Raw genomic sequence first — 23,186 nt, forward strand, 5'->3', positions numbered from 1 at the left:
GTCTTTTCCTAATCAGCGGATCAGCCAGGCAAAGGCCTGGCGCAAAAAGGCTTCTCCGCCGGTCTTCACCCACTCGCCATGGGCCATGATGATCCGGTCAGGATGCGTGGCGGCGACTTTGCCGAATGCCGCGCGTGCGGGCGTGCGGTTTGTAAAGCTGAGCCGCCATTCCAGCGGGGCATAACCCTTGCCGACCACAATGCCCCAGGGTTTCGCGATCAGCCGCTTCCAGCCTTTCCAGTAGCGTGCCAGGAAGCTGTCGCTGAAGTGTTCAGACAGGTCAGCGAAGATGGCCGTACCGGTCGGCCGGTGGACGAAGGCGATCTCGTCCATGAAGAAGGAGCCGCGGAACCACGCCTGTTCGAACACACCTTGCCAGTCACGGGGGGGGACATCCTCCAGCGCGGGCTGGAAGGGCAGGTCTTTCCGTTTGCGGATCGTGGAGGCTGGCCCCCAGAGTTTCGCCTCGGGATAGGCGGCATGCCATTCGGTCAGGTAAAGGTGGTGGATCTTGTTCGGGCTGACGAGGTGACCCACCGGGCCAAGCGCATCCACTTCCTTTTTCAGTTCAGGCGTCAGCGCCACAGGCGACCAAACCCACAGCGTTCTATCTGGCAATCGCACGATCACGCTTCGCGTAGGATAGGGGAAGCCGTGAAAATCGACGACCGGTCCTTCGGTCAGCCATAGGTCTGTGTCGACCGGTTCAAGCATCATGCTGGCCCTGATGGCGCGGTTTGGCCAAGGAATGGCACGATGCGATTCAGCAGGACCGGCATGACAGCCTCCGGCAAGTCGTGGCCCCATTTCTCGATGATCTCGATGTTGGCATCGGGAACACGCCGCGCGATGTCCTGTCCGGCCGCAGGCAGGATCAGATTATCCATTTCGCCGTGCAGAACGAGCGTTGGCAGATCCAGGCTGCCAAGGCGGTCGTGCCAGCGGGGCTGGGCCAGAATGGCAGCATATTGCCGGGCGACGCCCATGGGCCGGTCTGATCGTTGCATGGCCGTAATTGCACTCGCGCGAATTTCGTCATCCGGCGTACGCACGTCCGGATGGGAACCATAAGCGGCCCTCCCTTTGACGGCGAGATCGGCGATGGCTTCGGGCGTGCGTTCCTCCGGAACGGCTGTCAGCGCGGCGGTCGCCTCTGGCGTGGCCGGAGGCAGCGATGGGTCGCCGGACGTTGTCATCACAGGGATCAGCGTGCGGACCCGCTCGGGATGATTGAGCGCCATCAGCTGGACAATCATGCCCCCCATGGAGACCCCCATGACATCGGCTTTGTCTGCGCCGAGTGCTTCGATCAGTGCGGCGGCATCAGCCGCCATGTCGTCCAGCAGGTAGGGCACTTTTTCATGCATCGCTTCTCCGGCCGCGATCCCTTTGACGATGTCGCGCGGAGACGGGGGAACATGGCCTTCGAATTCGGTGCTGAGGCCGATGTCGCGATTGTCAAAAATCACGACCCGCCGGCCGGCATCGGTCAGGCCTCTGATCAGGCTTTCCGGCCAATTGATCATCTGGCTCGAAAATCCCATGACGAGGAGCATGAGCGGATCGTCCTTCGATCCGAATTCCTCGTATTCGAACTCTATGCCATTGGCCTTGATTTTCGCCATGTCGTTCCTCCCGGGATGTCTGATTTCTTATGGCAGGTTTTTCGCAATCATGCAGGTTTTGCGTGCCTCGAGCGTTCCAGAAATGGCAGGATTTCCGCCAGCAGTTTGGGCGCAACTTTTTCCGGCAGGTCATGTCCCCATTTGTCGATGATGCTGATTTCTGCACCCGGGATACGCCGGGCAATATCGCTGCCGCATTCCGGCGGAATCAGGCGGTCCACCGCACCATGCAAAACGAGGGTCGGTTGCTGGATGGAGCCAAGCCGGTCATGCCAGCGCGGCTGGGCCAACAAGGCTGCAAACTGGCGGGCGAGGCCGAGGGGACGGTTTGCCCGCTGCACATCCGCAATGGCGGAGGCTCTCAGGTCTGCATCCGGCGCGCGCAGGTCCGGGTGAGATCCGATGGCGTGATAGGTGCTGACTGCCAGGTCGCCTATAGCGTCCAGTGTTTCGTTTTCAGGTTCGGCCGTCAGGGCTTCGAGGGCTTCTGGCTCAGAAGGTGGCAGGGCGGGGTCGCCTGATGTCGTCATGACCGGCATCAATGTGCGTACACGCTCAGGATGGTTCAGCGCCAAGAGCTGTACGATCATGCCGCCCATCGACAGGCCAAGCACGTCGGCCTGATCCGCGCCCAGTGCTTCGATCAGCGCAGCGGCGTCTTCGGCCATGTTGTCCAGCACATAAGGCACCCGCTCATGCACCGGCTGGCCTTCGGCGGCGCCTTGCATCAGCTCTTCCATGGGAGGCGGTACCTGGTCCTCGAGCGCCGGATCGTCGACCGAACGTGTGAGACCGATGTCGCGATTGTCGAACACGATGACTCGCCTGCCCGTATTGGCCAGGGCCTGTTTGAAACTGTCCGGCCATTCTGTCATCTGGCCCATATAACCGGAGACCAGAAGCATCATGGGATCATCGGGTGAACCGGTCTCTTCATATTCGAATTCGAGTCCGTTCGCCCTGATACGCGGCATGGCCATCTCCTTCCGGAAGTTAATTCCGGCCCACACTAGGAGGCATGGCTCAAACCTCAAGCAGCCCGTTGGGAATTCGGATGAATGTTTCTCAATCATCCTTCTGATTGACGAAAATCAGGATGATGGCGCTGGCCGCGTGGTACATGAACGCGCCTTCGAAGGATCCGACACCCACCTGGCTCTGCCACATCTGGAAGAGGGCGGCGCCGAACACCTGGAAGATGCCGAACCAGACGATCAGCGCGACGCAGCAGCCCGCAATGGCCCAGGTCTTGGACGCATTGAACGCGCCAGCGTCTGAACCCACCTGCTTCCACATGTCGAATGCGCCCTTGAAGCAAAGCAATCCGACCAGCAACTCGCCGGTCATGATCCCGATCAGCGCCAGCTTGATCAGGAAGGGGGACGTGATCGCCGGAATGACGAGGTTCGGATAGGCCGGGCTGTCAGCCTGGCCCAGCACTGCTCCAACTGCCATCTGGGCGTATTCCCAGTTCACGGCGTTTGAAATGAAATAGAACAGGCCCTGAAGCCCGACGAAAACGATCAGGACAGTCTTGAAATAGCGGATCATGATTTCCCCTTTTGGTCCGTGTTTCATCGGTGCACGAGACGTGCTCCGGACGATTCACAAGATCCGTGGGAGGAAAGGGTGTGCTAGCGGCTCAATTCCTTCATTGCCTCGTCCAATCCGCCAAGCGTCAGCTCAAACATGCGCTGCGGGCCGATCAGTTCACGGATCAACTTGATGGAGCCTGTGTATTCCCAGGCGCCTTCCTTGACCGGATTCAGCCAGACGAGGTTCGGGTAGCGTTCGACGAAACGCTGGATCCACAGGCCGCCCGCCTCTTCGTTCCAGTGTTCGACCGAGCCGCCGGCATAGGTGATCTCGTACGGGCTCATCGTGGCGTCGCCGACGATGATGACCTTGTAGTCCGACGGATATTTGTTCAGCACGTCCCAGGTCGGGATGCGATTGTTCATGCGGCGGCGATTGTCCTTCCACAGACCCTCATACGGGCAGTTGTGGAAGTAATAGTATTCGAGGTTCTTGATCTCGGACCGGGCGGCAGAGAACAGCTCCTCCATCACGCGCACATAGGGGTCCATTGAGCCGCCGACATCCAGTAACAGGAGGACCGAGACCGTGTTGCGCTTTTCCGGGCGCATCTCGATGTCGAGATAGCCTTTACGGGCGGTGTTGTTGATCGTGCCGTCCAGGTCAAGTTCGTCCGGCGCGCCCTTGCGGGCCCATTTGCGCAGGCGCTTCATGGCAACTTTGATGTTGCGCGTGCCAAGCTCGACACTGTCGTCGTAATTCTTGAACTCCCGCTTGTCCCAGACTTTCACGGCGCGGCGGTGGCGGGATTTTTCCTGCCCGACGCGCACGCCTTCCGGATTGTAGCCGTTGGCGCCGAAGGGGGAGGTGCCGCCCGTGCCGATCCACTTGTTCCCGCCTTCATGGCGCTTCTTCTGCTCTTCGAGACGCTGTTTCAGTGTCTCCATCAGCTTCTCGAAGCCGCCCATGGCCTCGATTTCGTCCATTTCCTCCTGAGTGAGGAATTTCTCGGTCATCTTGCGCAGCCATTCTTCCGGCAGATCCTGCACGTCCACAGCGTCTGCCAGGGAGTCGAGACCTTTGAAGACGTGGGAGAAGACCTTGTCGAACTTGTCGATATTCCGCTCGTCTTTCACCAATGCGGCGCGGGAGAGATAGTAGAAGTCCTCGACATCCATATCGGTGACTTTCTTGTCCATCGCTTCCATCAGCATCAGGTATTCCTTCAGCGTGACGGGCACCTTGGCTTCGCGCAATTGGTTGAAGAAATTGAGGAACATGGGGATGTCTCACTTTAGCCTGTCATAAACATAGACTGCCTGCCGCCCGGTGTCCAAGCTGACGTCACGCTAACTGTCCGCTCATGCTGTGTTCAGCTTCCGGCCGTTAGCTGTGTATCGACATGATGCGTGTCTTTTTCCTGTCCCTTTACTTGCTCTTCGCCGGGCCGATGGCCGCGGCGGATACAGCTTGTCCGCCGGGGGAGGGCGAAAAAAACTGCATGGTTCAGGCGATCTGGGAGGCGGCCGCCGGGTATCCGGCTGACAAGCGGGAACGTCTGAGACCGATATTTCTGAATACCTTAGCGCTGAGTGGGGACACAGCGCTGCTCGCGGAGTGGGAGGGACGGCTAGGCGGCGTGGCAGCGCCGCAGCCGGAATATCCCGACTATATCCGCGAGCGGGCGGAGGCCGAGCTGCGGGAAGCTGATTGGAATCGCTTCCTGCAGCGGGCCCAGGCCGGGCTTCCGCCCTTCAATATCGGCCGGCCGGAACTGATGGCGGCTGGCGCGCGCCTTGCGCCGGACACAGCCACGCGCCGGCGTGTCGTGGAGGCCATGTTCGCTCTGGCAGGCCCGCCGCAGCCGAGCGCCCGGCCGCTGGAGAATTTCGAGCGGGGCGATTTTGGTCACGTGCTGAGCGAGCTCGCGATGGAAACCTGCGATCTCGCAGCGTTCGACCGGGCCGTGCAGCTGACAGTCGAGCCGGACGGGCTGCGCTATGCGTTCTGGCGGGCCCGGATTACCGGTGGTGCCAGTGCGCTCGCCAGCCGGGTGAGGGCCGAAGGTGCGCGCGAAGATACCCGCCATGTGCGCGAAGCGCTGGAAGGCTATGGGGCAATTCTGGAGCGCGGATACTGCCCGGCTTGATCCGGCAGCCTTTTTGGGAGTAGGCGGGGGCAAGGAAACGCCGCGCATGACCGAATTTGACGATAGAGACGACCCGGTTCTGGCTGAACCAACCGACGGAGACCCGGATGGGGATCCGCCGACAGGCATTTCCGGAAACAAGGAAGTCGGCGCGATCGCGCACCTCTACCGGGCGGAAGTCTACCGTTCGACCGTCTGGCGCCAGCGCCTGGACCAGACCACCAACTGGGCCGTGATCTCGACCGGTATCGGCCTGTCAGCTGCTTTTGCGTCTGAGCGTGCCTCACCGTTCCCCATCGTGCTGGTCGGCGCGCTCTGCATCATGTTCCTGATGCTGGAAGCGCGGCGTTATCGTTTCTTCTATGTCTGGCGGTTCCGGGCGCGGGTTCTGGAGATTGCCTTCTATGTGCCGATGCTGCGCGGAGAGGGGGCACAGATCCCGCTCGACCGCGGCACAGCCCTGTCTGACGATTATGTCAAACCGCAATACCGGATCTCGATGATCCGCTCGGTCGGCCGGCGCCTGCGCCGGAATTATGGCTGGATTTTTGCCATTCTCGGCGCGGCTTATTTCGCCAAGATCGCCATTCATCCGACCGATGTGGACAATTTTGCCCACTTCATGCGCCGCGCGCATATCGGGCCGATTCCAGGCTGGCTGGCACTGATCTGCGGTGTCGCTTTCCATATCGGCTGGATCACCCTTGCCTGGAAAACCTGGTGGGATGAGCGCACCGACAAGACCAAGATGGCCGACTTCCTGAAAAGCCGCGAAGACGTGAACTTCCGTCCGCCGACCAAAGGCGTGACACCCATGAAGGCGGACGACTGAAATCTCGGATCAGCGGCGCGCAAACAATGATTGGATCCTGGCCGCCAGTTCAGATTGGCGTTTGGCATCCATCTTGGCGAGTACCGACTTCAGAAAACTGCGTACGGTTGAGAGCTTTACACCCATGCGTTCAGCGATTTCGTCGGGACTGAGGCCAAGTGCGATAAAAATGGCTGTCTCGGCTTCCCTTTGGGTCAGCTGGTAAGCGCTCACAAGTACCGAAGCAGCTTCTGGCGGCAGCGGCTCCGGCGAAGTGAACGTGACGATGACAAAATGCTTCTGTGCCGGCCCTCCAGCCATCGTTCGCACGCTTTCTGCCAGGCCCGTATTCAGTCTGACAACGCGGACCAATAAGGGCGCCATGCCGTCTGCCGTGGTCATGAGGAACGTAGCAGGCATGCCGCTCCTGATGGCCACTTCCAGGGAGTGTTCAAGCTTTTTGTGGGCTGACTGGTCCCGAAGGACAATTCGCCCGTGCCGGATATCGATTCCTGGGTTCTTTCTCCGAGTATCCCGGGCGAGCGCATTCTCCGCCACGATGCGGTAGTGCGGATCAATAATGAAAGTTTGTCCTGGAATGTGATTGATCGCCTGTTCCAGAAGAACGCGGTCGTGTGAGAGCTCGCCAAAGACTTGCTGCAGGCTCAGAGCTCGTTTCAGGTGCGGCGCCAGGAACAGCATTTTTTCGAAGTCGGATGTTTGAAAAACGTCCTGGGACCGGGACCGGTATAATGAGATGCTGGCCGTCAAACCCGGCGTGTCGATGACGCGCGTGCTCAATCCGTCATATGTGTCCGCCGCTTCCAGCACATGGTGACGATAGTCTGCGGGAATGTCCCTGTAGGCGCACATCTGATGGCCGGACAGGACGGTCTCGGATGATCGGACCAAAAACTCCTTCATCCAGATGTCACCGTGCCAGAGGTGTTGGTTGTAGGCATCAGCCGATTCCGGGCTGACGCTGTTCTGCATCAGAAAATAGCGATCTGGTTCTGCAATGACGAGTGCAGAAGAGTGAGAATTCAGTTCGTCCTGAAGGCGGGTCGCCAAAATGGCGAGGCGCCCCCTGTCCGTCACCGTCTCGTATATTTCTCCCACCAGATCATCGAGCATGACCCATTTCTTATATCAGTAGAAACGCTGAATAATCCAGATGGAATCAATTTCATCGCCCGATGAGGCTGGTGCAGTGAAAAATAAAGCCGTGATCAGCCAGCCGGGCCGCGGCGGCCGCCGCCCGGGCCGTCCTGACGGCGGGCGAGGAAGGCGAGGCGCTCGAAGAGGGCGATGTCCTGTTCGTTCTTCAGAAGCGCACCATGCAGCGGCGGGGTGAGCCGCTCGGGGTCCTTCTCGCGCAGGGTTTCGAGGTCGATGTCCTCGTTCATCAGCAGCTTCAGCCAGTCGAGCAGTTCGCTGGTCGACGGCTTTTTCTTCACGCCCGGCAGTTCGCGCATGGCGTAGAAGGTCGTCAGCGCGTCCTTCACGAGCTTCTGCTTGATGCCCGGATAGTGAACATCGATGATTTCCTGCATCGTGTCCTCGTCCGGGAACTTGATGAAGTGGAAGAAGCAGCGGCGCAGGAAGGCGTCTGGCAGCTCTTTCTCATTGTTCGAAGTGATGATCACGATCGGACGCTGCTTCGCCTTCACGGTTTCATCGGTTTCGTAGACATAGAACTCCATCCGGTCGAGTTCCTGCAAGAGGTCGTTCGGAAACTCGATGTCGGCCTTGTCGATCTCGTCGATCAGCAGCACAGGGCGCTTGTCGGCGGTGAACGCCTCCCACAGCTTGCCCTTCTTGATGTAGTTCTTGACGTCCTTGGCGCGCTCTTCGCCCATCTGGCCGTCGCGCAGGCGGGACACGGCATCATACTCATAGAGGCCCTGGTTCGCCTTGGTGGTAGACTTGATGTGCCACTCGATCAGCTCGCAGCCGAGGGCCTTGGCCACTTCGATGGCCAGCACGGTCTTGCCGGTGCCGGGCTCGCCTTTGACGAGCAGCGGGCGCTCCAGTGCAATGGCGGCGTTGACGGCCACGCGCAGGTCGTCAGTTGCCACATAGTTTTCAGTGCCTTCGAAACGCATGGGTGTGCCGTCCTTATCTGTCTTTCCTCCACAATAGGGAGTGCCCCGAAGGGAGCAAGCTCTGACGTGGCGGGAGGTACGTTCCGCACTGCAGCACGGGTTTCATTTTTCGCCCCCTCAAGCCTGTGGTAAACAGGATCTGCCATGCGCACGGCCGCAGTGTCTCATGCTTCAGCGGAGTGCCGCACCGGTCCGGGCAGGTCTGATCCCTTTGGGTCGGGACAGGCCCGGGCCGATGCAGGACTTATGATCCAGAACCCTGTCGGGAATCGCGCGCATGGCACTTTTCCGTGCGGGATTGAGGCCGCCTCGCGCTAACGTGGAAAGTTCGTGAACCGGCAATCAAGCGTTAACGCCTTCCTGCGATTCTTTGCGAAATTCGCCGCATTGGATCTGGAACCATGCCTCTCAAACTGTCGCTCAAGCCGGGTGAAACGTTCGTTGTGAACGGGGCCGTTGTGCGCAATGGCGACCGCCGGGGCGTTCTGCTGCTGGAAAACCAGGCCCGGGTCCTGCGCGAGAAGGACATCCTGCATCCGCGCGATGCCACGACGCCGGCGGCGCGCGCCTATTTCAGCGTGATGCAGATGTACCTGCTCGGCGAAGCGGACGGGCCGACCTATTCGCAGGCCGCCGAGTCGCTCGCCACGCTGCTGGCCGCCAGCGAGACCGAAGAGTCCCGCGCGGCCGTGCTGGATATTTCCGCCGATGTGGCCTGCTCCAACCTTTACCGCGCCCTCAGCCGGTGCCGGCGTCTGCTGGCTGACGGCGAAGCGGCGGCGGCCTGATGGCGGACGGCTCCGCGATGCGCGTCCACCCCGCTCCCGACACCAAGCCGCTGGGCCTGGACGAGGCTATCCGACTTCTGGAAGCCGGACAGGGGCAGGACATCTGCGTCGATCTTGGCGACGGGCGCCTTGCCCGTGCCGACGGCCCGCGTGGCTCCGAAGGTCTGCTGCAGCGGCTTCGCGGTCACAAGATGATGCTGGCGCTTGCCTCCGGCGCGGCGGATCTGTCGCATTTCACCGCCAGCCCCCATGCGTTGACGATTGCACCGGGCGTGCAGGAAATCCTCGACGCAACGACGCAGAGAGACTAGAGCGCCGCGCATGAGCGCAGAACTCCTCTCCCTGTTCACGGCAACGTTTGTCACATTTTTCGTCCTGATTGACTCGCTCGGTGTGGCGCCGATGTTTGCAACGCTGACGGCGCGCGGCGATACCGCCTATCGCCGGCAGATGGCGTTCAAGTCGATCTTCGTCGCAGCCGTGATCATCTTCGCCTTCGCCTTCGGTGGCGCCTGGCTGATGGATGCCATGCATATCTCGATCGATGCGTTTCGGGCGGCGGGCGGGGTTCTGCTGTTCCTGATTGCGCTCGACATGGTGTTCGAGAAGCGCACCGAGCGCCGCGAGCACCGCACGGAAGAACATCTCGGCCAGCATGAGACGGATCCGGAACCGGACGATGTCTCAGTCTTCCCGCTGGGTATTCCTATGATCGCGGGGCCGGGCTCCATCGCCACGGCGATGTTTTACATGTCCGACACGGAAAACTGGATGGAGAAGGGGGTCATTCTGGCCGCCATCGGCCTGAACCTGCTCCTGACACTGGTCATTTTCCTGGCGGCAGGTCCGCTGGTGCGTTTGCTGGGCGCAAGTGTGGCCGGGGCGCTGACGCGGATCCTCGGCGTTGTGCTGGCGGCCTTGTCGATCCAGTTGCTGATCGACGGAATTAAAGGCGCGTTCAATCTCGGCTGAGTTTGTCGGCTGGAGGTCAGGCCCCCATCGGTTCCAGTTTCTTCTTTTTCCGGATATTCCGGCGGAACGTTGACCAGGTCACGAAGATCAGGGCGAGGCCCGCAGCCGTCATGCCCATCACCTGCAGCACCATCTGAAGAGTCCAGCGGATGCCTGTGTCGGCGGTGCGCAGTGCGCCCGCACCGGATTGCTTGACGAGGGCGACAGCCCGGTCGCCGCCCGCTTCGGCGATCAGTCGGACCCGGCGGAGGTCGGACGCATCTTCCACCTGTTCCAGAAGGGTCACCGCCGCAGCCGGGCTGGTCAGTCTGCCGATCCGGTCAATCTGTTCGAGATCGGCTTCAAGCCGTTGCAGGCCGCGCGCATCGATGGAGGCGATGAAGGCGGCTTTGGCTCGTTCTGTCCGGACATCAATCGTGGCGAGTTCCCCCAACGCCTCTTCAAGGGCGGGGCGCAAGGTGCTGTCGGGCAGGGCGGCATTCACCCGTGCGGACAGATAATCCTCGAAATCTTCCGTGAGGCGACGCGCGCGGAGCGCGGACTTCAGGATCGAGGCGGCACGGATATTGGCATCCGACAGGCCATCTGCGGTTTCTGCCTCCAGCAAGCCAATCGCGGTGATCTTCAGGGCGACTTCGTCCATCCGGTCGCCATGTACCCAGCGTTCGGAATTTTCTGCGAGGTCCCGAAACGTGCCGAGCAGGCGGAAACGCGTATCCGATGCCGTACGTTCGGACGATACCTCGACTTCAGGCCCGCCCTGGTTTTCTGTTTCGCCATCTGCGACTTCAATGACTGTTTCCGGAACGTCGACCAGACCGGACTGCACGTCCATGACCCGGGCCGATACCTGGGCTTCTTCGTATTTCAGGCTGATCGCCGTCGGCAGTTTGCGAAGGGCTGCAGCCGTCAGCCGCTCGTCCGCACGATCCAGCCGTTCAGCGTCGGCCGCCACCATCAGCTCTTTGACATCCTTGCGGTCCAGCATCTGGGGGGCGGCGAGGAGGAAGCCATGCGCAGCAGCAACATCGCGCTCGCTCAGCTCACGATCGACGACATCATACCAGAATTCATACCGGTCGGACGGGTTGCGCGGTGCAAATGAGGCGAACGCGTCGTCCATGTTTTTGCGGGTCTGGTCGATCGCCTCAATTCCCGGGGAATCGGAGAAGGCCGACCCGGAAAAGGCTGCGCCCAGCACCTGCGCGCCGATCACCGGAAGCAGGATGAGCATAGAGTTAAAAACGACAGCCTGCATCCAGCCCGAGGTTTTTCCAGTGCTTTTCCGGCGTCGGGCCATGAACGCTGAAACCGTTGCAAAAGCTGTACATTGGGCGAGTTTTCATAGAGCGCGTGGGGGCACGAAAGATCAAGCCCCGGCCTGCATATTGCACTGGATTCTGTCTGTTCGTCTGGCCCAGGCCGGTCACAATTTTACGACAATTCGGGGTTATTGGCTCAGGCGCCTGAAAAGGTGGGAAAAATTAACTCAGCTTTGCCGATTGCGATGAATCGCCTGCGGCTTTATATCCCGGCCAAGTTTCAATGAGGTGTCCTGCGATGAGTGTGGAAATTGCAGACGACTATCGTCCCTCGGATGACGAGGAATTCATGAACGAAAAGCAGCTGGCTTACTTCCGCCGGCTGCTTGAGAACTGGAAAGCCGACATTCTCGACGGCGCCAAGCAGACCATCACAAATCTGCAGGATGAGTCCGGTTCACTGCCCGATATTGTCGACCGGGCGTCCGCGGAAAGCGACAAGGCGCTGGAACTGCGCACCCGCGACCGCCAGCGCAAGCTGATCTCCAAGATCGATGCGGCCCTGCGACGGATCGAGGACGGGTCTTACGGTTTCTGCGAAGTGACCGGTGAGCCGATTGGCCTGCGCCGGCTGGAAGCCCGCCCGACAGCGACGCTTAGCCTGGAGGCCCAGGAGCGCCACGAGCGCAAGGAACGCACCCTGCGCGACGATTGAGGCGTAAGAAAACCCTACCTTGGAATTATTTGCGGCGGCGTCTCCAATAGAGGCGCCGCCGCATTTTTTTTATCATCCCAACGCCACGGCTGATTCATCCCAACGCCACGGCGCTTTATCGTCTCCGCGGCCGCCTGTTCCGCGGTGAATGGACAATGCCAGCAAGGTCCAAACGATCTGTTACATCTTGGTAATCAAGGTCTTAAGGCTGAAGCCTTATGTTTAACAGCAAGTGCCGATTTGTTAGGAACGATGCGACTCGCCTGGCTGTCTGACAGGCATTGACTGGGCCCGGGAATTCCAATTCCTAACTGCCCGTTAACCCTCTCCGCTGCAGAAGTAACCATTACGGAAGCGCCGCGCATGAAGTCAGACCTCCCTCTTGCCGCCGACGACGGCTGGGACATGTCACCCCGCCGGGAATCGGCGGTGATGGTGGACATGCCGACTTCGTTCGAGCCTCTGTCTCCCCAACGGCCGCTGCCATCGTCGCGCGGTGTGCTGAGCGCTGCGGAGATCGAGGCCCTGCTTCGGCCCGACCTTTCGGATCTGCCGGATAGCCCGCCAGAGCCTGCGCCCGAGACGATTGCCGACAAGCCCTTGCCGGATGTCGAAGCAAACGGGCCGGAGCCTGCCGAAAGTGACGCCCCGACCACGGATATTCCGGTCACGGCACGGCGACTTGCGTCGCGCCTCTCGCTTGGGTTGCGCAAGGGATGCGGCCTGCGGGCAGCTGCCGCGGCCCGCGCGGTCCGGGAAGGGGATTTCGATACCGGCCTCACCGGCAACGTTGCCGGGCAGGGGGCAGCCATCGCCTGTTTCGCGGTCGGCGAGGGCGAGGTGGACGCCATGCTCGTCCTGTCGCCGGAGCTCGCAAACGCCCTGATTGAAACAGCTTGCGGCGGAGGCGGCATGCCGGGGGACTGGTCTCCGCGTGAGCTGACCCCGCTCGACAGCGCTCTGCTGGAAGGCCTTGTCCGGCCGCTGGGCCATGCGATCGCGCCGGGCCTCAGCTTTGCCGGCATGGAGACCGAGGCGGACTTTGCGGCCGCGCTGGCCCGTCCGGGCACGGCGGAAATCATCGACTTCGAAATCCGCGTCGATGGTGGGCGTCATGCGGCACGCCTTATCCTGTCGGGTGAGCTGGCGGCTGAGGATATGCCGGACGCCCTCTCGGCGCCTGCGACCGCTCCGGCAACTGCGCTCCCGGCCGAAGTTGCACCATCGTCCGTCACCGTGCTTTTGACCGCGCGCGTTGCCTCGCTCAGCGTACCGCTGTCGCGCCTGTCAGACCTCACCGCCGGGTCCACACTTCTGTTGGGCGTGCCAGCAGATCAGCCGGTGGAATTGCTCTCCGGCGGGCGTGACGGACCGGTCGTGGCGGAAGCCCAGATCGGGCGCAAAGGCAACAAAATGGCGCTGCGAATCTCGCGCCGCGTGCCGGGCTTCCGTTAACACTTATTGCTTCAGAAATTCCGCCTCGATCTGGATTCGGACCTCATCGGTTACCAGGCCGGAAAAAGCGGATATTTCAAAATCAGTCCGGTCGATCACGGCATTTACGCTGAAACCTGCCACCTGAGTTCCGCGGATGGGCTCGAACGCGGTGCCGTTGAATTGTACGTCCAGCGTCACGGGCCGGGTCTGACCGTGCAGTGTCAGCTCGCCATTCACTTCTGCGCCGCCGTTCTCGCCCGGCGTCACGGACAAGGTCCGGAAAACAGCCTGCGGATACCGGGCGGCGTCGAAGAATTTCGGCCCCATCAGTTCCTCGGCGAAACTGTCATTCGCAATGTCGAGCGACGTCATGTCGATGACGGCGTCAGCGCGTGCCGAGGCCGGATCGGATGCATCGCCCGTCAAGGAGACGTCAAACGACTCAAACCGGCCGATCAGGTCGGAATAGCCGAGATGATTGATCCGGAAGATGAGCGCGGCATGGGTCGGATCGAGCTTCCAGTCGCCAGCTGGCAGTGCCGCGATCTCGGCCGACAGCTTCGGCTTAAGCAGCGGCGCCGCCAAAGAGGCGCAGCCCCCCAGCGCCAGGGCGGCGAGGGGCAGGGCCATCCATCCGGCGGCTAGTTTCCGGCTTTGGTTTCGGCGATCCATGCGTCGACATTCTCCTCCAGAATGTTCAGCGGTACAGCCCCGTCCTTCAACACAACATCGTGAAAGGCGCGGATGTCGAACTTGTCGCCGAGTTCGGCTTTCGCATGCGCTCGTAGCTCGAGGATGCGGTTCATGCCGATCTTGTAGGCCGTCGCCTGGCCCGGCATCACGATATAGCGCTCAATGGCTTTGCGGCAGTCGCCTTCGGGGTTGGGCGTATTGTCCATGAGATACTGGATCGCCTGTTCGCGGGTCCAGTGCTGGTCATGGATGCCTGTGTCGACCACCAGGCGCGCAGCGCGCCAGATCTCCATGGCGAGCCGGCCGAAATCATCATACGGATCGCTGTAATAGCCCATCTCCTTGGGCAGGTATTCCGAATAGAGGCCCCAGCCTTCGACGAAGGCGGTGAAGCCGCCATACTTGCGGAACTTCGGCACGCCGGTCAGTTCCTGCGCAATCGCGATCTGCATGTGGTGTCCCGGAATGCCTTCATGGAAGGCCAGCGCCTGCATCTGGTAGGTCGGCATATCCTGCATGCGGTAGAGGTTGGCGTAATAAGTGCCCGGGCGGCTGCCATCGGGAGCGGGCTGCGAATAAAATGCCTTGCCGGCAGACTTTTCGCGGAACGGCTCCACCGCTTTGACGATCATGTCCGCCTTGGGAAATGTGTTGAACACGGTCGGCAGGTCTTCGCGCATCTGGTCGATCCATGTTGTGGCTTCGTCCAGGTATTCGGCTTTGCCTTCCGGCGTGTTCGGCTTGAAGAATTGCGGATCGGTCCGTGTGAAGTCGAAGAACTCCTTCAGGCTGCCCTCGAAGCCGACCTGTTTCATGATCCCGCGCATTTCGTCCTGGATCCGCGCGACTTCTGCCAGGCCGAGATTGTGGATCTCCTCGGCCGTCATGTCGGTGGTCGTGTAGTCGGCGAGCCTTGCGGCGTAATACGCCTCGCCATCCGGCAGCTTCCAGGCGCCGTCATCGGTCGTGGCCGTTTTGGCCTGCTCTTCGAGTTCCGCAATGGCAGCTTCATAAGCAGGGCCAACGGAATTGGTCAGGGCATCCGTGGCCTCATCCAGCAATTGGTCGGCGTCTTCCTGCGAGATTGTCCCGGCATCGACCAGACCGGCAACCTTCTTGCGGAAGTCGCCCATGAGCGGGCTGTCCTTGCCGCTGTCATCGAAGGGCGCTCCGGTGATCACGCCCTTGGCGTCCGACAGGACATAGTCATAAACGAAGGCAGGCGGCTGGATGCCGTCAGCCAGCGCAATCCGCGCATTCTCAAGGTTCTGTTCCATGTATGCGGGCACGCCATTGAGACGGGAGATGTAGGCCTCGGCATCGGATTTGGTGGCGATCTGGTGCTGATTGATCAGGAAAGCCGGAATCTCGGCCTGCGCGCCGTTCATCTGGTCAAAGACGTAGCGGTGGTGGCGGTATTTGTAGTCGGACTCGGCGGACTTCAGGTTCAGCTCGGCGATGCGCCACGAGAGTTTGGCCTGATGGTCCAGCAGGGCCGGATCGAAAGACGTCTTCATTTCGGCAATATTGGCGCGCTGGATCTCCAGCTCTTTCAACACATTGGCGTCGGAGACATCGTCCCACTCGCCGTAATTGTCCTTGATGCCGAGATAGGTCTGCGTGACCGGGTTGCGGGAAACGGTCTCGTCGAACTTCTGGTCGAACCACGCATTGAGCCGGGCGGATTCTGCCGCGATGTCCTCCGCGCGGGGCGCGGCCGGTGAGGCGATCGCCTCGGCCGCGGCGGCTTCGGTCCCTGCAGCAGGCGTTGCAGTTTCCTCATTCATGGCACAGCCCGCCGTTGCAATGAGCAGGGCCAGCACCGACGAACGGGCAATCAGGACAGGTTTCATGGGGGTCTCCAAGTAAGCGGGAATCTGTAATCTTGACGGGCAGTCTTAACGCTTTTTTCGCTTTCGTTAACCTTTGCCGCCTATCTCTCTGTAGACTAGGATTCATAGCGGCTGAGTCGGCTTGCCGGCCCGGCCGGACAGTATTGCCCGGCATGCATTTCTTGTCAGCCGGTGGCGGGAGTTGAAGAGCAGCATGGACACCAATACCCGGATGCATGAGAGCCCGCCTGAAGAGGTCGAAACGGCCGAGGGCTCCGGACTGGAATTCACGCGTCCGAAGATCGACGTGATGCAGCTCCTGTTCTGGGGCTGCCTGCTGATCTCCATCGCCGCGGCCAGCGTGGCGCTCGCCTGGCCGAAGGCCTCCGGCGCGCCGGGACCGATCCTGCTGATCGCCATGGGCTCGGGTGGCCTCGTCTTCCTGCTGTGGACCGTCCGCGGGGCAGGGCGCATGCTGGGCCTCTTCCCGGAGAAAGGTTCCGCGATCCGCGCCGCGCAGGCCAGCCAGCCGCGCTTCGGCTGGATCGAGGCGCTGGACGAAAGCGTGCTGATCGCAGACCAGGGCGGCGCCCCGGTGGCGGCGAACACCGCGTACAAGGATCTCACCAGCATGGCGCTGATGGTCAGCCAGGGCGACAATGCGCCGGTGACCGTGGACCGCCTGTTCGGCGCGAGCCCGGGCCTCGCCGCGCCGGTCTACCGCCTGTCCAAGGATGCCAAGGCCGGCATGGCACGCCGCGAAGTGTTGCCGCCGATCACGATCGGCCCGGAGCAGGTGCCGGCCCAGTACGAAATCTCTGTCTCTCCGCTGCCGCGCGGCAAGGTGCTCTGGCGCATCCGCCCGATCGCAGGCGAGCGCGAGGCGACCGGGGCAGCCGACCTGAAGTCGCTTTATGTCGAAGACGCGCCGATGGGCTTCTTCGCCGCCCGTCCCGACGGCACGATCACTTATGCGAACTCCTGGTTGCGCGACACGCTCGGCCTGCCGGAGTCGGCGCGCAATGTCCGGATTGACGACATCATGCGCCCGGAATTCGTGAAGATGCTGTCGCGCGACCGCAAGACCGGCCTGCCGGGCCGGGTCGATGTCCAGATCCGCGGCCGCGACGGAATCGAGATCCCGGTTCATGCCATCACCACCTGGTCGGGCCGCGGCGCCGAAGCTGCCGGCCGCACGATCCTGCTGCCGAGCGCGCAGATGCTGAATGGCGGCGAGGAGCGTTTCGCCCTGACCGGCTCGCGCCCGCCGCGCCCGGATGGCGACCCGATGTTCGACGATGCGCCCTTCGGCGCGGTCCGCCTGCAGGGCGATAGCGTTCAGGGGGCGATCATTCTCGACGCCAACCGCGCGCTGATGGAAATGACCGGTGGCCAGGCAGCGCCCGGCGGCCAGTTCGCGGCCATGTTCCAGGCCGAAGACGGCGAGGATGCGCTTTCCAGCGTGCTTGTGGATGCGATCGACAAGCCGGTCGGCCTGAAGCTTGCCGGCAAGGATCCGCGCCACGTCAACGTGTTCGTCGCCCTTGATGGCAATGGCCGCCCGTCGGTCGCCTACGTCATGGACATCACAGACCAGCGCCAGTTGGAGATCCGCCTCGCGCATGGCGAAAAGATGCAGGCCATCGGCCAACTCGCCGGCGGCGTGGCACACGACTTCAACAACGTCCTGCAGGGCATCATCCTCAACAATGAGGAACTGATGGTGCGCCACCCGCTGGGCGATCCGTCCTATTCGAACCTCCAGTCCATCAACGAGTTCGCGATGCGGGCGAAGGAACTGGTGAAGATGCTGCTCGCCTATGCGCGCCAGCAGACTTTCAAGCGCGAGATCTTCGCGGTGCCGGACTTCCTCAGCGAATTCTCGATCCTCCTGCGCCAGTTGCTGGACGAGCGGATCGAGCTGGAAGTCGTGCATGGTCGCGATGTGCCGCACATCAAGGCCGACAAGAACCAGCTGGAAAACGCGATCCTCAACCTCGCCACCAATGCGCGCGATGCGATGCTGAGCCACAAGAATGGCGGCAAGCTGACGATCCGCACCGCGCGAGCGACCGGCGCCGATGCCCACGCCAAGGGCTTCAAGTTCGTCGAGGACGGCGAGTATATGCTGATCGAGGTGGAAGACACAGGCCACGGCATGTCGAAGGATGTGATGGAAAAGATCTTCCAGCCCTTCTTCACCACCAAGGAAGCCGGCGTCGGCACGGGCCTCGGCCTTGCCACCGTCTACGGCATCATCAAACAGTCCGGCGGTTATGTCTGCACGACGTCGACTGTCGGCAAAGGCACGACCTTCCACATCTACCTGCCGGCCCTGAAGGCAGAAGAAGTGCCGGCCCCGGTCGAGGCAACGGCTGCCGACAAGGCGGCGGCCCGCCCGATGGATATTTCCGGACGCGGACGGATCCTCCTCATCGAGGACGAGGACGGCGTGCGGGGCATCGCGGCCTCTCTGCTGCGCTCGCGCGGCTATGAAGTCGAAGAGGCCTGCGATGGCGAGGAAGCCATGGAGATTCTCGAAGACAATCCGCAAAGCTTCGACCTGGTCATCTCCGACGTGGTCATGCCGGGCAAGGATGGGCCGACCCTCATCCGTGAGGCGAAAGACCTGCTGGGCCATGCCCGCGTGATCTTCATCTCCGGCTATGCCGAGCGCGATATCGCCCAGCAGCTGGACGACGACCGCGCCGTCTCCTTTCTGCCAAAGCCCTTCACAGTTCGTCAGCTGGCTGAACGCGTGAAGCAGGAACTCGGCAGCCCCAGCAAGGAAGCCGCCTGAAAGGAAGCCGAGGAGGAGAGGGTGACATGAGCCAGGCTTTCACCCTCCGCCCGATCGGTACGGTTTCTTCCACGCGCGACACGCCAATCGATGATGACTGGGATGCCATTCCGGCCCATATCGATCTCGATCCCGAGCAGTTTGACGAAGAGGCCCTGATGGGCCTCGACGCCTTTTCGCACTGCGAGATCCTCTTCCTGTTCGACCGGGTGCCGGACGAGAAGATCGAAACCGGTGCGCGCCACCCGCGGGGCAGGGAAGACTGGCCCCGCATCGGCATCTTCGCCCAGCGCGGCAAGAACCGGCCGAACCGGATCGGCCTCACCACCTGCCGCATCGTCTCCGCCGACGGATTGCGCCTGACGCTGACTGGCCTCGACGCCATCGACGGTACGCCGGTGCTGGACATCAAGCCCGTCATGTCCGGCTTTGCGCCGCGCGGCGATTTCCACGAACCCGTCTGGGCGAAGGAAATCATGGCAGGGTACTGGTAGATCACGCTATCGGGAGTGCCATTGACGATCGTCCGGACGAGGCGCATCGTTTGATGCCTGTTGAAAACAGGTGCCGATATGAAACTGAATCCAAACAGATTATTCGTCGCCGTTGCCATAGCCATTGCGGTTGCGTGGCTGATCTGCACGGCGCTGGTCGGGATCGCCCCGAGCGGCATGATGTCCCTCAGCGGGCATATGATGCACACAAATCTCCATGGCATGGCCTGGTCGATGAACCCCACCGGAATCATTGCCGGGCTCTTTGTGTGGAGTCTTTCGGGCGGCGCACTCGCCTGGCTGATCGCGACGCTCTACAATTATTTCGGCCGGAGTGACGGCTGAAGTCTTTGCCAGCACGTGCGGCGCCCGTGACGGCACTTTGTGTGCAGGCTGAATTATCCGGAAGAGGTCCCGCGTCAGGTTTTGGGCAGGGGCAGGTTTGCGGCAAGAGCTGGCCGGCCTGGATTTTGCGGCAGGCCGTCGCAATGAATGCGCAGCGGCGCGCGAAGCGATGCGTAAGCCGGCGTGAACGCCGACCCGTCGCACGCCGCCGCGAGACGGCTGCTGGCATTCACGCGCGGCTTCAGCCAGTCGTTCGCCGCCTTGTCTTTCAGGCCGAAGTGAATGCAGGTCAGGAATACCCGTCCATTCGGGGTGATGCTCCACCAATACCGCGCATCCTGCCCATAGGCCGCCCGCACCGCGACGCGGAAGCGCCTCGACCGCCTACAGCATGGGAAACGCCGCTGCTGGCGGCGGCGCATCAGGTGTCGCCGCGGGTCTCGCCAGCGTCGGAAAAGCCGGCGTCGGCGCAGCGACGAACCCGCTTCGCCGTTCAATGAGCGAAAGCTACCGCTCCGGCGCGCGCGCCGCCTTCGAAGCGACCGGCGGCAAGTTCAGCAATAGCCCCGAGCCCGCCACGTCGACGAACGACGGACCGCCGGCCTGGGCGCGCCGCATGAAACAACAGCAAACCCTTCACCACGGCGCCGCCGTCGCAGCTCATGCCGTTCGCTCCGGCGACCATGGCGGCGGCGGGACCGCTGTCAGCCTTTCGGAGAAATCATGATCTTCCGTCGCCCGAGCGTTCGTTATTCCAAGACCCCCGAGCCCGTCACGCCGTATCAGAAGGCCGCACAGGTCTGGGACGAGCGCATCGGGTCCGCCCGCGTGCAAGCCAGAAACTGGCGGGTAATGGCGTTCGGCTCGTTGCTGCTCTCAGGCGGGCTCAGCGCCGCTCTGGTCTGGCAATCCACGCAAGGGACGATCACGCCCTATGTTGTCGAGGTGGACAGGCTTGGCGCGGCGCAAGCGGTGGCGCCCGCCACCGCGGACTTCCGTCCAACCGATCCGCAAATCGCATACCACCTCTCGCGCTTTATCGAGAATGTGCGCCAAATCCCCGCCGATCCCATCGTGCTGCGCCAGAACTGGCTGCACGCGTATGATTTCACGACCGACAAGGGCGCGCTGGCGCTCAATGACTACGCCAGGGTGAACGATCCTTTCGCCAAGGTCGGCGACACGCAGATCTCGATCGAAGTCTCCAGCGTTATCCGCGCCTCCGAGAGCAGCTTCCGCATCGCCTGGATCGAGCGCCGTTACGCCAACGGACAGCTCGCCGCGACCGAACGCTGGACCGCCATTCTCACCATCGTTCTGCAACAGCCGCGCGACGCCGAGCGCCTGCGCAAAAACCCGCTCGGCATCTTCGTCAACGCCATCAACTGGTCCCGGGAGTCCGCCCAATGATAAAAACACTTCGCCTGAACAAAGCCTCCATGACGGTGCTTCTCGCCGCGACCGCGCTCTCGGGATGCTCGACATTCAAGCCGCCTGAGATCGCTTACGACACCCCTCCGATCGAAGCTACGCTTCTTCCTGAACCGGAGCGTCCGGTACGGATCGTCGAGCGCACCAGTCCCTTGCCGCTGCCCGGTCAACTCAAGCCGATCAATGGGGGAGACCGGGCGCCGGAATCTGCCGATCCCGCCGAACGGGTGAACGAAGCGAACGCCGCCGCCCGGATGGAGCCGGTACGCGACGGCTTCATCAACGCCGTACAACTCTATCCCTATAACGAGGGTGCGCTCTATCAGGTTTACGCATCGCCGGGGCAGATCACCGATATCGCCCTGCAGCCCGGAGAGAGCCTAGTTGGCTCCGGGCCGATCGCGGCCGGCGACACGGCGCGCTGGATCATCGGCGACACCCAGAGCGGTGCAGGCGACAGCCAGCGGATCCACATCCTGGTCAAACCGACGCGACCGGATCTTCAGACCAACCTCGTCATCAATACGGATCGGCGGACCTATCATCTCGAACTGAGAGCGAACCCGTCCGCCTACATGGCGTCCGTCTCCTGGACCTATGCCGAAGACGCCTTGATCGCGCTCAGGCGGCGCAACGCCGAGGCGGAAGCAGCCTTCCCGATCGGACGCGACGTGGCGCTCGACTCCTTGCGCTTCCGCTACCGGATCGAGGGCGACCGCGCGCCCTGGCGGCCGCTTCGCGCCTTCGACGATGGGCGGCAGGTCTTCATCGAGTTCCCGCGCGGGATCGGTCAGGGGGAAATGCCGCCGCTCTTCGTCATCGGACCGGAAGGCGAAGGCCAGCTCGTCAACTACCGTATCGCCCGCAACTACATGATCGTCGATCGGCTTTTCGCCGCCGCCGAACTGCGTCTCGGTGACAGGCAGAAACGTGTGCGGATCGTCCGTACCGACGGGGTGAGCCGCAACGCCCCTACCGCGTCACGTCCTCGCGCCGTGGGGCCGCGCAAATGAGCGAGGATAGAGAACCCCGTGAGGACAAAAGGATCGCCGCCTCCTTGCGGCTGCGCGCCGATCCGCCAAGGGTCATGCGGCTATCGCGTCGCACGCTGACGGTTCTTGGCGCGGCCAGCGGACTCGGTCTCGGCGCCATCCTGATTGTGGCTCTGCAAGATCGCAAACCGGCCGATGGACCGACGGAGCTCTATTCGACCGAGCGCATCCAGGCAGCCGAAGGTCTGTCGCGCCTTCCGACCGACTATACACGCATACCTCGACTTGGACCGCCACTGCCCGGTGAGCTCGGGCGGCCGATCCTGTCAGCTCAACAACGCGGTCAGCCTGTGCCGGCGGTCGTCACTGCGCCTGCCGTCGATCCTGACGAACAGCGCCGGTTGCAAGAATTGGAGGCCGCCCGGCTCAGTCGCCTTTTCGCCGAAGCCAAGACCTCCACCAGCGGACCCCAGCAAAATTCGACCGCAGTTTCTCCGACACCATCCGGCGCCGGATCATTCTTTCCCGCGAGTGCAACCGGCGTCACGCCAGACGCCACGGACAGACAGGAAGCCTTCCTCGACGAACCCGTTGAGCGCCGAACGACCGCCGCGGATCGACTCGTCGACCCTCCAAGCCCTTATGTCGTGCAAGCCGGAGCGGTCGTTCCGGCGGCCCTCGTGACCGGCCTGCGATCCGATCTTCCCGGCCAGATCACCGCGCAGGTGACGTCCAATGTCTATGACAGCCCGACCGGACGGTTCCTGCTGATCCCCCAAGGGGCGCGCCTCATCGGTGAATACGACAGCCGCGTCGCTTTCGGGCAAAGCCGCGTGCTGCTGGCCTGGACACGGTTGATCCTGCCCAATGGGCGCTCCATCGTTCTCGAACGCCAGCCCGGCGCCGACGAAGCGGGCTATGCCGGGCTGGAAGACGGCGTCAACAACCACTGGGGTCGGCTATTCATGGCGGCTGGGCTCGCCACCGTCCTGAACATCGGTGTGGAACTGGGCGCCGATGACGACGACGACATCGCCCGTGCCATTCGTGAGGGAACCCAGGACACAATCGGGCGCGCCGGGGACGAGATCGTCCGCCGTCAGATTTCCATCCCGCCGACCTTGACGATTCGCCCCGGTTTTCCGGTCCGCGTCATGGTCACGCGCGACCTCATCCTCGAACCCTATCGGAATTGATCC

At 62.1% G+C, this 23,186-nt stretch carries 25 protein-coding genes; 14 read left to right on the forward strand and 11 right to left on the reverse strand.

Translation table 11 applies throughout. The features are described from left to right. Window positions 1–12: 12 nt before the first annotated feature. The 5 genes from HY17_RS02840 to HY17_RS02860 form a co-directional block, all read right to left on the reverse strand. Entirely contained in the window at window positions 13–717 is a 705-nt protein-coding gene (locus HY17_RS02840) for a DUF4336 domain-containing protein (protein ID WP_233348593.1), read from the reverse strand. Continuing rightward, complete coding sequence (locus HY17_RS02845; protein ID WP_034761944.1) at window positions 714–1,625, reverse strand: alpha/beta fold hydrolase; 912 nt, start codon at window positions 1,623–1,625, stop codon at window positions 714–716. Before HY17_RS02845 ends, HY17_RS02840 begins: the two co-directional genes overlap by 4 nt. Window positions 1,626–1,672: 47 nt before the next feature. Continuing rightward, window positions 1,673–2,599, reverse strand: coding sequence for an alpha/beta fold hydrolase (locus HY17_RS02850; RefSeq protein ID WP_034762554.1), 927 nt, complete (start codon window positions 2,597–2,599; stop codon window positions 1,673–1,675). Between the two features lie 91 nt (window positions 2,600–2,690). After that, the gene (locus HY17_RS19130) at window positions 2,691–3,176 is read right to left on the reverse strand and encodes a DUF2165 family protein (protein WP_112073708.1); all 486 of its coding nucleotides are present in this window, start codon (window positions 3,174–3,176) and stop codon (window positions 2,691–2,693) included. Window positions 3,177–3,259: 83 nt separating this feature from the next. Next, the gene (locus HY17_RS02860; RefSeq protein WP_034761946.1) at window positions 3,260–4,441 is read right to left on the reverse strand and encodes a VWA domain-containing protein; all 1,182 of its coding nucleotides are present in this window, start codon (window positions 4,439–4,441) and stop codon (window positions 3,260–3,262) included. Window positions 4,442–4,563: 122 nt separating this feature from the next. On the opposite strand from HY17_RS02860, the gene HY17_RS02865 reads away from it, so the two are divergent. Next, window positions 4,564–5,310, forward strand: coding sequence for a hypothetical protein (locus HY17_RS02865; protein ID WP_034761948.1), 747 nt, complete (start codon window positions 4,564–4,566; stop codon window positions 5,308–5,310). Window positions 5,311–5,356: 46 nt separating this feature from the next. Next, complete coding sequence (locus HY17_RS02870) at window positions 5,357–6,142, forward strand: DUF2270 domain-containing protein (RefSeq protein WP_065382697.1); 786 nt, start codon at window positions 5,357–5,359, stop codon at window positions 6,140–6,142. Between the two features lie 9 nt (window positions 6,143–6,151). Here HY17_RS02870 and HY17_RS02875 read toward each other — a convergent pair whose 3' ends face one another. Then, on the reverse strand, window positions 6,152–7,255 hold the full coding sequence (locus HY17_RS02875; RefSeq protein WP_034761950.1) for a helix-turn-helix transcriptional regulator: 1,104 nt from the start codon (window positions 7,253–7,255) through the stop codon (window positions 6,152–6,154). A gap of 95 nt (window positions 7,256–7,350) precedes the next feature. Then, window positions 7,351–8,226, reverse strand: a complete 876-nt coding sequence (locus tag HY17_RS02880; RefSeq protein ID WP_034761953.1) for a MoxR family ATPase — start codon at window positions 8,224–8,226, stop codon at window positions 7,351–7,353. 401 nt (window positions 8,227–8,627) lie between these two features. On the opposite strand from HY17_RS02880, the gene flbT reads away from it, so the two are divergent. Genes flbT through HY17_RS02895 form a run of 3 tightly spaced genes read left to right on the forward strand, consistent with a single transcriptional unit; the run spans window position 8,628 to window position 9,986 of the window. Beyond that, window positions 8,628–9,014, forward strand: coding sequence for a flagellar biosynthesis repressor FlbT (gene flbT / locus HY17_RS02885; protein ID WP_034761956.1), 387 nt, complete (start codon window positions 8,628–8,630; stop codon window positions 9,012–9,014). Beyond that, entirely contained in the window at window positions 9,014–9,325 is a 312-nt protein-coding gene (locus HY17_RS02890; protein ID WP_034761959.1) for a hypothetical protein, read from the forward strand. The genes flbT and HY17_RS02890 overlap by 1 nt, the downstream gene beginning before the upstream one ends. A gap of 10 nt (window positions 9,326–9,335) precedes the next feature. Further along, window positions 9,336–9,986, forward strand: a complete 651-nt coding sequence (locus HY17_RS02895; protein WP_034761962.1) for a MarC family protein — start codon at window positions 9,336–9,338, stop codon at window positions 9,984–9,986. Between the two features lie 16 nt (window positions 9,987–10,002). On the opposite strand, the gene HY17_RS02900 is transcribed toward HY17_RS02895, so the two are convergent. After that, window positions 10,003–11,220 (reverse strand): hypothetical protein, encoded by a 1,218-nt coding sequence (locus tag HY17_RS02900; protein WP_034761965.1) that lies wholly within the window; start codon window positions 11,218–11,220, stop codon window positions 10,003–10,005. 326 nt (window positions 11,221–11,546) lie between these two features. Between HY17_RS02900 and dksA the strand changes: the two genes are divergently transcribed. Continuing rightward, window positions 11,547–11,963, forward strand: a complete 417-nt coding sequence (gene dksA, locus HY17_RS02905) for an RNA polymerase-binding protein DksA (protein WP_034761969.1) — start codon at window positions 11,547–11,549, stop codon at window positions 11,961–11,963. A gap of 363 nt (window positions 11,964–12,326) precedes the next feature. Then, entirely contained in the window at window positions 12,327–13,418 is a 1,092-nt protein-coding gene (locus tag HY17_RS02910; RefSeq protein WP_034761973.1) for a FliM/FliN family flagellar motor switch protein, read from the forward strand. A 3-nt stretch (window positions 13,419–13,421) separates the two neighbouring features. On the opposite strand, the gene HY17_RS02915 is transcribed toward HY17_RS02910, so the two are convergent. Next, window positions 13,422–14,072, reverse strand: coding sequence for a YceI family protein (locus HY17_RS02915; protein WP_081812930.1), 651 nt, complete (start codon window positions 14,070–14,072; stop codon window positions 13,422–13,424). Next, window positions 14,042–15,946, reverse strand: a complete 1,905-nt coding sequence (locus HY17_RS02920) for a DUF885 family protein (RefSeq protein WP_034761977.1) — start codon at window positions 15,944–15,946, stop codon at window positions 14,042–14,044. Before HY17_RS02920 ends, HY17_RS02915 begins: the two co-directional genes overlap by 31 nt. Before the next feature lie 193 nt (window positions 15,947–16,139). Here HY17_RS02920 and HY17_RS02925 point away from each other — a divergent pair, with 193 nt between their 5' ends. The 3 genes from HY17_RS02925 to HY17_RS02935 all read left to right on the forward strand — a co-directional run bounded on the left by HY17_RS02925 (window position 16,140) and on the right by HY17_RS02935 (window position 19,564). Beyond that, window positions 16,140–18,725 (forward strand): response regulator, encoded by a 2,586-nt coding sequence (locus HY17_RS02925; protein ID WP_034761979.1) that lies wholly within the window; start codon window positions 16,140–16,142, stop codon window positions 18,723–18,725. A 26-nt stretch (window positions 18,726–18,751) separates the two neighbouring features. Further along, entirely contained in the window at window positions 18,752–19,219 is a 468-nt protein-coding gene (locus tag HY17_RS02930; RefSeq protein WP_034761982.1) for an SAM-dependent methyltransferase, read from the forward strand. 78 nt (window positions 19,220–19,297) lie between these two features. Then, complete coding sequence (locus tag HY17_RS02935) at window positions 19,298–19,564, forward strand: DUF5676 family membrane protein (protein WP_034761985.1); 267 nt, start codon at window positions 19,298–19,300, stop codon at window positions 19,562–19,564. Window positions 19,565–19,638: 74 nt separating this feature from the next. Here HY17_RS02935 and HY17_RS02940 read toward each other — a convergent pair whose 3' ends face one another. Further along, on the reverse strand, window positions 19,639–19,923 hold the full coding sequence (locus HY17_RS02940) for a hypothetical protein (protein WP_034761988.1): 285 nt from the start codon (window positions 19,921–19,923) through the stop codon (window positions 19,639–19,641). A 32-nt stretch (window positions 19,924–19,955) separates the two neighbouring features. Here HY17_RS02940 and HY17_RS02945 point away from each other — a divergent pair, with 32 nt between their 5' ends. Genes HY17_RS02945 through HY17_RS02960 form a run of 4 tightly spaced genes read left to right on the forward strand, consistent with a single transcriptional unit; the run spans window position 19,956 to window position 23,183 of the window. After that, a complete protein-coding gene (locus tag HY17_RS02945) occupies window positions 19,956–20,291 on the forward strand; it encodes a hypothetical protein (RefSeq protein ID WP_034761990.1) in 336 nt (111 codons plus the stop codon). Beyond that, the gene (gene trbF, locus HY17_RS02950) at window positions 20,291–20,974 is read left to right on the forward strand and encodes a conjugal transfer protein TrbF (protein ID WP_081812953.1); all 684 of its coding nucleotides are present in this window, start codon (window positions 20,291–20,293) and stop codon (window positions 20,972–20,974) included. The genes HY17_RS02945 and trbF overlap by 1 nt, the downstream gene beginning before the upstream one ends. Next, window positions 20,971–22,008, forward strand: coding sequence for a P-type conjugative transfer protein TrbG (gene trbG, locus HY17_RS02955; protein WP_139068855.1), 1,038 nt, complete (start codon window positions 20,971–20,973; stop codon window positions 22,006–22,008). Before trbF ends, trbG begins: the two co-directional genes overlap by 4 nt. Continuing rightward, entirely contained in the window at window positions 22,005–23,183 is a 1,179-nt protein-coding gene (locus tag HY17_RS02960; protein ID WP_034761999.1) for a TrbI/VirB10 family protein, read from the forward strand. The genes trbG and HY17_RS02960 overlap by 4 nt, the downstream gene beginning before the upstream one ends. Window positions 23,184–23,186 lie beyond the last annotated feature (3 nt).

It is taken from the genome of Hyphomonas sp. CY54-11-8 (genome assembly GCF_000682735.1).
Classification (GTDB): domain Bacteria; phylum Pseudomonadota; class Alphaproteobacteria; order Caulobacterales; family Hyphomonadaceae; genus Hyphomonas.

Bases quoted from the DNA above. Each gene is read 5' to 3' on its own strand.
- HY17_RS02935 (WP_034761985.1), top strand. From the start codon at position 19,298: ATGAAACTGAATCCAAACAGATTATTCGTCGCCGTTGCCATAGCCATT.
- trbG (WP_139068855.1), top strand. From the start codon at position 20,971: ATGATAAAAACACTTCGCCTGAACAAAGCCTCCATGACGGTGCTTCTC.
- flbT (WP_034761956.1), top strand. From the start codon at position 8,628: ATGCCTCTCAAACTGTCGCTCAAGCCGGGTGAAACGTTCGTTGTGAAC.
- HY17_RS02920 (WP_034761977.1), bottom strand. From the start codon at position 15,946: ATGAAACCTGTCCTGATTGCCCGTTCGTCGGTGCTGGCCCTGCTCATT.
- HY17_RS02890 (WP_034761959.1), top strand. From the start codon at position 9,014: ATGGCGGACGGCTCCGCGATGCGCGTCCACCCCGCTCCCGACACCAAG.
- HY17_RS02915 (WP_081812930.1), bottom strand. From the start codon at position 14,072: ATGGATCGCCGAAACCAAAGCCGGAAACTAGCCGCCGGATGGATGGCC.
- HY17_RS02845 (WP_034761944.1), bottom strand. From the start codon at position 1,625: ATGGCGAAAATCAAGGCCAATGGCATAGAGTTCGAATACGAGGAATTC.
- HY17_RS19130 (WP_112073708.1), bottom strand. From the start codon at position 3,176: ATGATCCGCTATTTCAAGACTGTCCTGATCGTTTTCGTCGGGCTTCAG.
- HY17_RS02865 (WP_034761948.1), top strand. From the start codon at position 4,564: ATGATGCGTGTCTTTTTCCTGTCCCTTTACTTGCTCTTCGCCGGGCCG.
- HY17_RS02880 (WP_034761953.1), bottom strand. From the start codon at position 8,226: ATGCGTTTCGAAGGCACTGAAAACTATGTGGCAACTGACGACCTGCGC.
- HY17_RS02945 (WP_034761990.1), top strand. From the start codon at position 19,956: ATGGGAAACGCCGCTGCTGGCGGCGGCGCATCAGGTGTCGCCGCGGGT.
- HY17_RS02850 (WP_034762554.1), bottom strand. From the start codon at position 2,599: ATGCCGCGTATCAGGGCGAACGGACTCGAATTCGAATATGAAGAGACC.
- HY17_RS02910 (WP_034761973.1), top strand. From the start codon at position 12,327: ATGAAGTCAGACCTCCCTCTTGCCGCCGACGACGGCTGGGACATGTCA.
- dksA (WP_034761969.1), top strand. From the start codon at position 11,547: ATGAGTGTGGAAATTGCAGACGACTATCGTCCCTCGGATGACGAGGAA.
- HY17_RS02960 (WP_034761999.1), top strand. From the start codon at position 22,005: ATGAGCGAGGATAGAGAACCCCGTGAGGACAAAAGGATCGCCGCCTCC.
- HY17_RS02875 (WP_034761950.1), bottom strand. From the start codon at position 7,255: ATGCTCGATGATCTGGTGGGAGAAATATACGAGACGGTGACGGACAGG.
- HY17_RS02860 (WP_034761946.1), bottom strand. From the start codon at position 4,441: ATGTTCCTCAATTTCTTCAACCAATTGCGCGAAGCCAAGGTGCCCGTC.
- HY17_RS02930 (WP_034761982.1), top strand. From the start codon at position 18,752: ATGAGCCAGGCTTTCACCCTCCGCCCGATCGGTACGGTTTCTTCCACG.
- HY17_RS02900 (WP_034761965.1), bottom strand. From the start codon at position 11,220: ATGCTCATCCTGCTTCCGGTGATCGGCGCGCAGGTGCTGGGCGCAGCC.
- HY17_RS02840 (WP_233348593.1), bottom strand. From the start codon at position 717: ATGATGCTTGAACCGGTCGACACAGACCTATGGCTGACCGAAGGACCG.
- HY17_RS02870 (WP_065382697.1), top strand. From the start codon at position 5,357: ATGACCGAATTTGACGATAGAGACGACCCGGTTCTGGCTGAACCAACC.
- HY17_RS02895 (WP_034761962.1), top strand. From the start codon at position 9,336: ATGAGCGCAGAACTCCTCTCCCTGTTCACGGCAACGTTTGTCACATTT.
- HY17_RS02925 (WP_034761979.1), top strand. From the start codon at position 16,140: ATGGACACCAATACCCGGATGCATGAGAGCCCGCCTGAAGAGGTCGAA.